The organism is Psychrobacter sp. A3, from assembly GCF_028823565.1.
Classification (GTDB): Bacteria; Pseudomonadota; Gammaproteobacteria; order Pseudomonadales; family Moraxellaceae; genus Psychrobacter; species Psychrobacter celer.
On sequence record NZ_JAPEHS010000013.1, the window covers coordinates 31,947 to 43,891 of the forward strand.

At 44.6% G+C, this 11,945-nt stretch carries 12 protein-coding genes; all 12 read right to left on the reverse strand.

The window, feature by feature from the left end:
• Nucleotides 1-35: 35 nt before the first annotated feature.
• The 12 genes from NK638_RS03685 to NK638_RS03740 all read right to left on the reverse strand — a co-directional run bounded on the left by NK638_RS03685 (nt 36) and on the right by NK638_RS03740 (nt 11,636).
• Nucleotides 36-215 carry a hypothetical protein gene (locus NK638_RS03685; protein ID WP_198336745.1) on the reverse strand — a complete coding sequence of 60 codons (180 nt, stop codon included), beginning with the start codon at nt 213-215 and terminating at the stop codon, nt 36-38.
• Nucleotides 216-266: 51 nt separating this feature from the next.
• The gene (locus NK638_RS03690) at nt 267-1,955 is read right to left on the reverse strand and encodes an ATP-binding protein (RefSeq protein ID WP_274631987.1); all 1,689 of its coding nucleotides are present in this window, start codon (nt 1,953-1,955) and stop codon (nt 267-269) included.
• A 177-nt stretch (nt 1,956-2,132) separates the two neighbouring features.
• Nucleotides 2,133-2,849, reverse strand: coding sequence for a response regulator (locus NK638_RS03695; protein ID WP_071002805.1), 717 nt, complete (start codon nt 2,847-2,849; stop codon nt 2,133-2,135).
• Nucleotides 2,850-3,422: 573 nt separating this feature from the next.
• A complete protein-coding gene (locus NK638_RS03700) occupies nt 3,423-3,839 on the reverse strand; it encodes a F0F1 ATP synthase subunit epsilon (RefSeq protein WP_075101883.1) in 417 nt (138 codons plus the stop codon).
• Between the two features lie 104 nt (nt 3,840-3,943).
• Complete coding sequence (gene atpD, locus NK638_RS03705; RefSeq protein WP_105244311.1) at nt 3,944-5,377, reverse strand: F0F1 ATP synthase subunit beta; 1,434 nt, start codon at nt 5,375-5,377, stop codon at nt 3,944-3,946.
• Between the two features lie 38 nt (nt 5,378-5,415).
• Nucleotides 5,416-6,297, reverse strand: coding sequence for a F0F1 ATP synthase subunit gamma (gene atpG, locus NK638_RS03710; RefSeq protein ID WP_071002802.1), 882 nt, complete (start codon nt 6,295-6,297; stop codon nt 5,416-5,418).
• 210 nt (nt 6,298-6,507) lie between these two features.
• Nucleotides 6,508-8,052, reverse strand: coding sequence for a F0F1 ATP synthase subunit alpha (gene atpA / locus NK638_RS03715; RefSeq protein WP_274631988.1), 1,545 nt, complete (start codon nt 8,050-8,052; stop codon nt 6,508-6,510).
• A gap of 93 nt (nt 8,053-8,145) precedes the next feature.
• The gene (locus NK638_RS03720; protein WP_198336749.1) at nt 8,146-8,769 is read right to left on the reverse strand and encodes a F0F1 ATP synthase subunit delta; all 624 of its coding nucleotides are present in this window, start codon (nt 8,767-8,769) and stop codon (nt 8,146-8,148) included.
• Between the two features lie 13 nt (nt 8,770-8,782).
• Nucleotides 8,783-9,253 (reverse strand): F0F1 ATP synthase subunit B, encoded by a 471-nt coding sequence (locus tag NK638_RS03725; RefSeq protein WP_274631989.1) that lies wholly within the window; start codon nt 9,251-9,253, stop codon nt 8,783-8,785.
• 117 nt (nt 9,254-9,370) lie between these two features.
• Nucleotides 9,371-9,619, reverse strand: a complete 249-nt coding sequence (gene atpE, locus NK638_RS03730) for a F0F1 ATP synthase subunit C (protein WP_010197960.1) — start codon at nt 9,617-9,619, stop codon at nt 9,371-9,373.
• Between the two features lie 33 nt (nt 9,620-9,652).
• A complete protein-coding gene (atpB, locus tag NK638_RS03735; RefSeq protein ID WP_192993458.1) occupies nt 9,653-10,519 on the reverse strand; it encodes a F0F1 ATP synthase subunit A in 867 nt (288 codons plus the stop codon).
• Between the two features lie 718 nt (nt 10,520-11,237).
• A complete protein-coding gene (locus NK638_RS03740; RefSeq protein ID WP_274631990.1) occupies nt 11,238-11,636 on the reverse strand; it encodes an ATP synthase subunit I in 399 nt (132 codons plus the stop codon).
• Between the last annotated feature and the right edge of the window lie 309 nt (nt 11,637-11,945).

Below are 11,945 nucleotides of genomic sequence, written 5' to 3' on the forward strand. Positions count from 1 at the left end.
CGGGGCAGACTCAAGCCGGCCCTTGGTCTTAAATCTCAGTCTTTGCTACCAATCACCGGCGGGATGTGCTTAGCACTATTGGTAAAGGCCAGCGGCTGGGTAATCTCCGCTTTGGCCGCCTCTACGGTCTGAGTGCTACTCGGCTGCTGCACAAATAAATAATACCCCAAGGTAATCGCATTTACTATCACCAACCCACCAAATAAGTATGGCATCCTTTGCCCTCCTCTACTATTGCTCTGCTGATCACTGGCTGTCTTTGCTTATCATTGGTTTTCAATATCACGCTCACTTCTTTCTTGCGTCAACTCATCTGCCGCCAATATCTGTGTCAAGGGCTTAATCGGCCAAGTCATGACAAACCTTGCGCCGCCAAGCTCACGGCTTTCATCTACCTTCATACTACCGTTAAACCAAAAAGCAATGCGCGAAACGATAGATAGACCAAGTCCATAGCCACCCGATGCACGGGTGCGACTGTCATCCAAGCGCGAAAATGGGATAAACACCTTTTCGCGGTCTTCTTCTGGGATGCCATGACCGTCATCTTCGACACTGACAAAGGCATTGCCCTTTTTAACGCCAGCACTAATGATAATGGTGGTTTCTGCATAGCGTAGAGCGTTGCCTGCCAGGTTCTGAATCACGCGGTGCAAATAGCGACGATCGGCAATTGCGGTCACCTTTGCATTTGGCAAGTTGGTGACTATCTTGATGGGTTTACCTAGCGCGTTGGTTTCGCGCTCGACCTGCTCTAGCAGCTCTCGAAGATTGACAGGCTCTAGATCAAGCTTTGGCGAGCCTTCTTCTAGCTTGGCGTACGTCAAAATCTCGTCAATCAAACCATTTAGCGACTCAATATCTTCATCGATATAGTCACGCTGCATAAATCGCGAGTCCTCATCATCAGTATCGGCCAGCATATCGACGGCAAACCTTATACGGGCAACAGGCGTACGCAGCTCATGCGAGACCGCGCGTGTCAGCTCACGCTGTGACTCAATCAAACGCTTGATATGTGAGGTCATGGCGTTAAATGTCGCTGCCAAACGCGCAATCTCATCTTGGCCAATGACCTGTACTTGGATATCTAGATTGCCTTTACTGACTTCGTTGACGCCCACTTGTATCAGTTGTAGCTTACGCTCAAGCGGAAAAATCAGCGCATACACACCCAAACTAATAAGGAACATACTGATCAAAATCATACTGATGATCAGATTGAGCGGAAACCAGTTAAACAAAGGAATCGGGCCGATCAAGATAGCCATGTCATTGATTTCGGAGGGCACTATCACTCTGATCGCTGAGTTGCTCTTACTACTGTTGGTATCCTGCAAAGAGATGACCACCTCATCACGGCGCAAACGCGCTATCTGATCAGAATCCAGATCGAGGGTGTTGACCGCCTGAAACGCAAGCGGAAAAGAAAACTTGTCTTCTAGCTCAGCGAGGCGTGCACGCTTATCCGATAAAGTCATGTGATAAGACAAATCATCTAACAAAAACACAGCAATAGCACGCACTTGCTGTTCGGTCACCTGTGATACCCTCGCGGTCAAGATGCTCTGGCTGTCGGGCAGACGATAATAAACATCTGCATATACCGGCTGATTGTTATAACGAACCACGGTATTGTCATTTTCAAGACGGCGTAGCTCGCTGGCGGTGAAGTCCACTTTATCAATCGGTATGACACTAAATGTCGAGCCAAACAAGCTACTGGCATCTGATAACCAATACGCTCGCTGCTGCTCATTGTCCTGATGCGCAATTCCTTCACTGACCAAATGAAACGCCCCCTTGGCCATGGTTTCTCGATAGGACTGCACCCGCTCTTTATTGATAGTGTCCATCAATAACTGCGCGAACAAGGCCACGCATAAACAAACGATAAGCAGCCCGGCATAAATCCGAACGAAAATACTGTGTTTTAAAGAAGAAACTAATGACATACGTGCCGTGACCAACTTAGTAAATAAAATCCGCTGATAGTACCCAGCATAGTGCTGCTACATTATGATGGCTTAATTAAACCACATAACGCTGTATTTAAGTTTAAAAATTAAAATTTAGCGGAGGTTTTTTTGTGAGAATGCGAGACAATCTGTCTTCACTCAGATGTGAGCTGATTAGTTGCCTTCTTTAACAAACAGATAACCTTTACTACGGACAGTCTTGATACGTTTTGGGTTTTCTGGATCATCACCGATTTTTGGACGGATACGTGAGATACGCACATCAATGGAGCGATCTTGACCATCATATTCAATACCGCGCAGGCGCTCAAAAATATCTTCACGCGATAAAATGCGACCAGCATTCGATGCAAGTAACCATAATAGGTCATATTCGGCGCTAGTAAAATCTACCAGCTCATCACTAAGCGTGACTGAACGACCACCATTATCGATGACCAACTCACCAAACTCTAAACGCTGTGGCACATCTTCTGATGGCGCGTTTTCTGAGCGACGTAGCAACGCACGAATACGAGCAAGTAGGACGCGTGGCTGCGCCGGTTTGGCAACATAATCATCCGCGCCCATCTCAAGGCCGAGTACTTGATCCATATCTTCAGTACGGGCGGTCAGCATCAAAATTGGATTTTGGTAATGGGGACGTACTTCACGGCACACTGTCAACCCATCGCTACCAGGAAGCATGACATCAAGCACCACCATATCAGGCTGTTCGTTGACGATACGGCGAATCGCACGATTGCCATCGGTTTCGATGGCGACTTCTAGACCATTTTTGACCAAGTAGTCTTGGGTCAACATGGCCAGACGCTCATCATCTTCAACAATCAAGATTCGGGGGGTGTTGTCTTCTTCAGTCGTTGTCATTGTTATATCCTCTAATACATCTCATTTAAAAGCGGTAAAAGTAAGAGCGGTAAAATTAATAGCACCATATTGTGGCACGATTGATGTTTGTATAGCTGTTACAACTTGGTAGCACAGTATACTATTAAACGTACAGCTTCCTATACTATAGCCTATAGTCGGTAACAAAACCTATAAACTATAATGATTAAAACTTTAGTTTACGTCCAAAAACTCCACCTTTTCCATGCAAATTAACGGTTTAAAGACTTTTTTAGCGCTTTAATACTGGCATAGATATTGACGCATCACTGTTTACACGTCGCTCAGCACCTATGACAATAGCAATCATGTTTTCAACGCTCACGCAGCATTTACATATTATCGTCTCTAATATAACCAGATATTCTCATTGTCGCCAGTGTCTTTTTATCTCTGTTAATAAAGTCAGCAGCAAACCGCGATATTGATTACTTTTGTCATATGATTTTAGCTGATACCGAATATATGACAGACATAAAAAAACAGCCCATAAAGGACTGTCTTATTGTTGCTTGAAGATCCAAGCTAAAAATATCTAACCAAAACTCTGCTTTACGCGCGGTTTTTATATTTACGAATCGTTTGTAGCTGTGCCACAGACTCTGCTAAAGAAGCCAAAGCGGCATTGGTCTGAACCGTATCAGACTGATTGACCAGCATTTGCTCCGCTTTTTTACGCGCTTCGATGATTTTACTTTCATCAAGATTGTGTGCACGCATGGCGGTATCCGCCAGTACAGTGACCATCTTTGGCTGAACTTCTAAAACGCCACCTGAAACATAAATCACTTCTTCTTCACCGTTTGGTGTTTGCACGCGCATCGCACCCGGTTTTAGCAAAGTAATAAGCGGTGTGTGACCTGGCAATACACCAATCTCGCCTTCGGTACCCGTAGCTATTAGCATGCTGATCTCGCCCGAATACAACTCCTCACGAGCACTTACGACGCGACATTGTAACGTTGCCATATTTAACTCCTTACGATCAAAACTCAATCAAAACTGCGATGCGTTATCTACTGGCAAGTAGACAGATAGTAGCCCACTTGCCTTTTAGCAATTGCTAACGCAACTTACGCTGCAGTAGATTTCATTTTTTCTGCTTTGGCCACTACTTCTTCGATGCTACCAGCCATGTAGAACGCTTGCTCTGGTAGGTCATCGTATTCACCAGCGATGATTGCTTTAAAGCTGGCAATGGTATCGCGTAGTGGTACATATTTACCAGGCGCACCAGTAAAGACTTCGGCAACATGGAATGGCTGAGATAAGAAGCGCTGGATCTTACGAGCGCGATAAACAACCAGTTTGTCTTCTTCTGACAACTCGTCCATACCTAGGATGGCGATGATGTCTTTTAGCTCTTTATAGCGCTGCAACACTTCTTGCACACCGCGAGCGACGTTATAGTGCTCTTCACCGATGACTTGTGGATCTAGCTGACGTGAGGTTGAATCTAGTGGATCAACCGCAGGATAGATACCTTGTGAGGCGATGTCACGGCTTAGTACGACTGTCGCATCCAAGTGAGCAAACGTCGTTGCTGGTGATGGATCCGTCAAGTCATCCGCTGGTACATAGACGGCTTGCACTGAAGTGATAGAGCCTGATTGCGTTGAAGTAATACGCTCTTGCAGCAGACCCATCTCTTCAGCGAGTGTTGGCTGATAACCAACCGCTGATGGCATACGACCAAGTAGTGCTGATACTTCAGTACCGGCTAGTGTATAACGGTAGATGTTATCAACAAATAGCAGTACGTCACGACCTTTACCAGTGGCAGGATCTTTGGTGTCACGGAAGTACTCAGCCATGGTCAGACCCGTCAGTGCAACACGTAGACGGTTACCTGGTGGCTCATTCATCTGGCCGTATACCATCGCAACTTTAGATTTACTAAAGTCTTCGGTGTTTACAACGCCAGCTTCCTGCATTTCGTGATAGAAGTCATTACCTTCACGAGTACGCTCACCAACACCAGCAAACACGGACAAACCTGAATGTTTCAGAGCGATGTTGTTGATCAGCTCCATCATGTTAACGGTTTTACCAACACCAGCACCACCGAACAGACCAACTTTACCACCTTTAGCAAACGGGCAAAGTAGATCGATAACTTTAATACCCGTCTCTAGCAGCTCAGTGCTGTTTGATTGCTCAGCATAACTTGGTGCTTCACGGTGGATAGACCATTTCTCGTCAGCAGTAACAGGACCTTCTTCATCGATAGGACGACCAAGAACATCCATGATGCGACCTAGCGTACCAGTACCAACAGGCACAGAAATCGGTGCACCAGTATTAGTAACAGGTAAGTTACGCTTTAGGCCTTCAGTTGATCCCATCGCAATAGTACGTACGATACCATCACCTAGCTGTTGCTGCACTTCTAGGGTGGTTTCGGTACCATCTACTTGCAAGGCATCAAAAATTTGAGGAACTTCATTACGGTTGAACTCAACGTCAAGAACCGCGCCAATAATCTGTACAATACGACCGCTACTCATTGCGTTCTCCTTGAACTTCTATATATAGGTGTAGTCAATTATGAAACAGCAGCAGCACCGCCAACGATTTCCGAGATTTCTCGGGTAATCGCCGCTTGACGCAGCTTGTTATAAACCAACTGTAAATCGTTAATAAGGTCACCAGCATTATCTGTTGCCGCTTTCATCGCAACCATACGTGAAGACTGCTCGGAGGCAATGTTTTCCATTACCGCTTGATAAACAATCGACTCGATATAGCGACCAAGCAATTCATCAATCAATGTTTTGATATCAGGCTCGTAGATATAATCCCAGCTAAGTTCTGTCTGTAGACCACTGTCTTCATCATCAAATGACTGCTCTGGTAGAGGCACCAACTGATTAACCGTTGGCTTCTGAGTCATCGCATTGACGAATCGGTTGTAGACGACATAAATACGGTCAAGTTTACCGTTACTGTAGTCCTCAAGCATGGCCTGAACTGGTGCATTTAATTGCTCAAACGTCGGTTTGTCACCATAATCGGTCACAGCCGATGTAACATTACCACCAAAGTTTTTGAAGAAGCTGACACCTTTGGCACCGATGACTGCAAACTCAGCTTGTACTGACTGATCTTGATAATCTTGGATACTTTTAGTTAAAGCTTTGAATAAGTTAATATTCAAACCACCCGCTAGGCCACGGTCAGAGGTGATGACAATATAGCCAACCTTATTGACTGGACGCGATACCATATACGGATGTTTGTAGTCTGATGAGGCATGCACCAAATGTGAAATAACCCGGCGCATACTATCAGCATACGGGCGACCCACTTCCATGCGCTCTTGAGCACGGCGCATCTTACTCGCTGCTACCATTTGCATGGCACGAGTGATTTTCTGGGTGCTTTTAATACTGGTGACTTTGGCACGTATCTCTTTTAAGCTTGCCATAATGATTCCAATATAAGAGGGTTAAAAAGCATTGGCGCATGCAGCATTTGATAAACACTCACCTTTAAAAAAGGCAATATTTTGTGCATAACGCGATCTAATACCGACGGTGGTTAAGACAGTGGCGCTTTTGTCTTAGCAAAAAGCGTATCAGACAACGCGCCACTTTTTAAACGATCAGTCATCACCAGATCGGCTTAACCCATTAAATTAATAACTGTGATTTTGTTTAAAAGTCTGTACTGCTGACTTTAAACGACCTGCGATATCATCGTTGTAGTTCGCAGTGTCATCAATCTCGCGCATCAATTCACTTTGCTCATCATGCATATAGCGTAAGTAGGCTTCTTCAAAATCACCAATCTTTTCAACTGGCACATCAGCTAAAAAGCCTTCGTTTGACGCATAGATAACCGCTGCTTGCTCAGAGATTGACATTGGCTGATACTGTTTTTGTTTCATCAGTTCAGTCACGCGCTCACCATGATCAAGCTGTTCACGAGTCGCATCATCAAGATCAGAGGCAAACTGAGCAAATGCTGCTAGTTCACGATACTGAGCCAGTGCGGTACGAATACCACCAGAGAGCTTTTTGATGATCTTAGTCTGCGCAGAACCACCAACACGAGATACTGAGATACCAGCGTTGACTGCTGGACGGATACCTGAGGCGAATAAGCTAGACTCTAGGAAGATCTGACCATCAGTGATTGAGATCACGTTGGTTGGTACGAATGCAGATACGTCACCAGCTTGGGTTTCGATGATTGGTAGAGCGGTCAAAGAACCGGTTTTACCTTTCACTTCACCGTTAGTGAACTTTTCTACGTAATCAGCGTTGACGCGTGATGCACGCTCAAGTAAGCGTGAGTGTAAGTAGAATACATCACCTGGGTATGCTTCACGACCTGGCGGACGACGTAGCAATAGTGAAATCTGACGATACGCAACCGCTTGCTTTGATAAGTCATCAAAGACAATTAGGGCGTCTTCACCGCGATCACGGAAGTACTCACCCATCGTACAGCCTGAGTATGGTGCAAGGTACTGTAGTGCTGCTGGCTCTGATGCCGAAGCGACTACAACAGTGGTATATTCTAGCGCACCAGTTTGCTCAAGCTTACGTACGACGTTGGCAATAGTAGAGCGTTTCTGACCGACTGCGACGTACACACACTTGATGCCAGAAGCTTTCTGGGCGATGATCGCATCGATGGCCATGGCTGTTTTACCCGTCTGACGGTCACCAATGATAAGCTCACGCTGGCCACGACCGATTGGGATCATGGTATCAACGGCTTTATAACCGGTCATCACTGGCTGATCGACTGATTGACGGTCGATAACGCCTGGAGCGATTTTTTCGACTTTATCAGTCATTTTGGCATCGATAGGACCTTTGCCATCAATAGGATTACCCAAGGCGTCAACAACACGGCCTAGCAGCTCAGGACCTACTGGTACTTCAAGGATACGACCAGTACAATAGGCTTTTTGACCTTCTTGCAGCTTTAGGTAATCACCAAGTACTACCGCGCCGACAGAATCACGCTCTAAGTTAAGCGCCATTCCATAGATTTCGCCTTCAAACTCAATCATTTCGCCGTACATGGCATCTTCAAGACCATGAATCTGCACGATACCGTCAGATACTTTGACAATCGTGCCTTCATTCTTTGCAGTTGCACCCGCATCAAGGTCTTGAATACGCTGCTTAATCAGGTTACTGATTTCCGCTGGATTCAATTGTTGCATTGCCTTGTTTCCTTTAATTTATGATAACCCGCCCACTGACTTAAATGCTCTTACGCTCACGCAGATTTTATTTGGCTGCGCTACTGAGTGGCATTAGGCAGTTAGCTGTGTTTTTAACTGTTGTAACTTGCCGCGCATCGAATCATCAATGATTTTGTCACCGACTTTGATCGTAGCGCCTGCCAATAGACTTGGATCGACCGACTCGTGAATCACCACACTCGCATTTAACGAGGCAGCAAGACGTTTTTGAATCGTTTCACGCTGGGCGTCGGTCAATGGATAGGCAGAGGTCACATATGCGTCAAGCTGCTTTAAGCTTATGGCCTTGTGACGGCGATAATGCTCATAAACTTCAGGAAGCAGCGCCAGACGCTCTTGTTCTGATAACTGTTTAACGAAGTTACTAAGTGCTACTGATACTTTAGGATAGCTGGTGTCAGCGCTTGGTTGAGCACCCCGGTTCTTATCTAATAGCTGCTTAAAAGCAGAGTCATTAGAACCCGCTACTTGTGTATCATAAAGATCGACCAAAGCAGCTGACTTATGCTCAGCAGAAACAGCTGGATTGTCCAGCCAAGTACTGAACGACTTGTCATTGACAACGCGGCTGGCAATAAATAAGAAATTTTCCCACTCATTTACCACACCATTTTCGTTGGCATAGTCAAACGCGGCTTTAGCGTACGGTCGTGCTAAGGTTGATAAGTCAGCCATGATATCCTCACAATTACAGCTTCGCCGCCAGTTGGTCTAACATACTGGCATGTTTTTGCTCATCGACTTTGTCTTGCAAAATCTTCTCAGCACCAAGTACAGCCAGTTCAGCAACTTGCGCACGCAATGATTCACGCGCTTGATTGATTTCTTGGTCGATAGATGCTTGTGCTTGTTGGCGAATGCGCTCACCTTCTGCTTGCGCTTGCGCTTTTGCATCTTCAACAAGCTGGTTGGCACTCTTATTGGCTTGCTCGATTAAAGCCGCGGCTTTAGTCTTCGCAAGATCAAGCTCCTGCTGGGCATCTTGCTCTGCGGTCGCCAAGTCTGCTTTTGCTTTTTCTGCGGCATTCAAGCCTTCAGCTATTTTACGCTGACGCTCATTAATGGCCCCGATAAGTGGTGGCCACACGAATTTCATGCAAAAAATCACAAATATTGCAAAAGCAATGGCTTGACCGACGAGGGTAAAATTGATATTCACGTGATCACCTCTTTGTTAATGAAAAATCAGTTTCATTGATCATGTTTGGCAGTCAAATCTTGACTATATTGGATAATAAATCTTTGAATACCAAACACTTACAACTGAGCTTTCGGATTAACCTGCTAGAGGGTTAGCGAACAACAACAGCATAGCAATACCAACACCGATCATCGGAATAGCATCAAGAAGACCTGCTACGATGAACATACGAGTTTGCAACTGTGAGCCAAGCTCTGGCTGGCGTGCAACGCCTTCTAAGAATTTACCACCTAGAATAGCAAAACCAATACCTGTGCCAAGTGCGCCAAGACCGATAAGTAGCGCTACTGCGATAACTGTGTAACCACCTAATACTGGATCCATTGATGTATCCTCATTTACCTATTGAATGTCTAATTAATGTTCAGTTGATGATGCAAGCGACATATAAACTATCGTCAGCATCATGAATACGAACGCTTGAAGTGTAATAACTAAGATGTGGAAGATAGCCCACGGTACCGATAACGCCCATTGAATCCAAAACGGCATTAGAGCAATCAGTATGAAAATCAATTCCCCAGCATACATGTTACCGAATAGACGCAAACCAAGTGATACAGGTTTGGCTATCAGAGTAACTGCTTCTAGGATGAAGTTGATGGGGATCAAAATCACTTGTACGATTGGGTTTTTGGCACTAAATGGGTGTAGCGTTAGCTCACCAATAAAACCGCCCACGCCTTTTTCTTTAATGCTGTAAAAGATAATCAGTGCAAAGACAGAGAACGACATGCCAAGCGTGATATTAGGATCAGTCGTTGGAACAATCTTAAAGAAAACATGATGGGGATCATGACCCATAGCAGCGCCAACTTGGCCAGCTAGACCTGGAATGAAATCAACAGGGATCAAATCCATCAAGTTCATCAAGAAGATCCAAACAAAAATAGTCAACGCCAAAGGCGCGATCAATTTTGAGGTACCACTATAAGAATCACGAACGTTGTTATCAACAAACTCAACGATCATCTCAACCGCTGCTTGCGTCTTGCTTGGCACGCCTGAGGTGACTTTTTTGGCAACCATCCAAAAGATGGCACAAAATAAAATACCCAGACCAATTGACCATAGCATAGAATCAAGATGGATAGCGTTAAAGCCCATTTGCGCTGCCTCTTCAGCAGTATGAGCGACTTTCCAGCCCTCGCCCGGCAGATAACCGTACGTCCAATTCGTTAAGTGGTGAGAGATATATTCTGATGATGTTTGCTCGGATGCCATAATGTAAGCTTCTTATTAATCAACGATTTAATCAACTACCAAAAATATGGTTGTCATCTGATGAGGTGTGGTCTTTCTATGTATGTTGCGACTAAGCAAATATATAGAACAAACCAAAGCACTCATGTAACCAATAACATCCAACCCATAGTTCTATTACGATGCGATGTTTGATGGCGTAAGTTAAATTTTAGCTATCAAAAAAGGGCTTATGATAATTCAGTAATAGCCCTTGCATGTATACGCAAAATTATTATATATGTGCTTGCTTACTGCCACATTTTTGTAGCTATCGCTCAATTCGGCGCTTATAAGCAAAATATTTCGCTGCCTATATTAATGCAGCGTTGTATTCGTGTAAAGTCAATTATGACTTTTTTATCCACTGTATGAATAAGTTAGCGGCCACTGACCTTTAGTCGTATAGGTTTGCTTCATTTGCTGGGTAGAAATATTTAATACTAAACCCAAAGCTTATTAAGACGTTGTGTTGTTTTCATCGTCATTTTGCGCTTATCAATGAATCTTCGTCGCCTATATCGCTATCTTTATATTCCTATCGATAAAAGTCATATCAATAGAAATAAAGCACATGTCATTTTTTGACTTTATAGAATCAGTCATAGAGAAATTGGACGGCAGGGTGACTTGCCTAGTACTATTTAATCAGTAACCTTCACAGATAGATCATCATCGATACCATCATGAGCTACCAGCACTAGCGTATGTGCCACAACATCCAACTGTGACTAATTTGCATTACCATAAAACCGATAAACAGCGCTGGCGCAGATAGGGGTTGTACGGTAATAAAAATTAGTGCGAAACCAAAAACAGTCAATAGCCATTTGGCCATCTGACCTCGATATAGCAGGCTGACAATGTGTCTGCGCGCGCGATATCCGGTGTACCAAAAAACAAAAAAAGCAAATACAGCCTGTGTGATAAAGCTCAGTAGTGCACCGATTGCGGTGCTCTTTGCGATGATGAGCTGACTATGTAGCCAGCTTATATCTATCATCCAAGCGACAATGATCAAGATAAATAACAACCAGGCTTGGCGTTTGATATAAATACCAATCTTGTCTTTTTGGGTGCGTTTGGCAGGTTTGGTCATGGTACGCCTATAGCCTTATAGCATTGGGATAAGACAGCAGAAATACTCGCAGCCTTTTTATCCGTGAATGACTCACTCTACAGGTGTTACCTTTTAACCAAAATAAAACGCCACTTATTATAAGGAGCCTGCAGCCGTTAAGCAAGCAAAATCTACCTTTTATCTCTCCCCTACCCCAACCACTGCTCATGGCTGCCATCAAGAGCGGCAAGCCTGCGCCCGTTATCATTCATTCTAAATAAAGGGAGTAGCGCTATGCCAGCATTCTCCTGTGTTTATCTTATAGTCGATACACTCTAAAAATGTCAT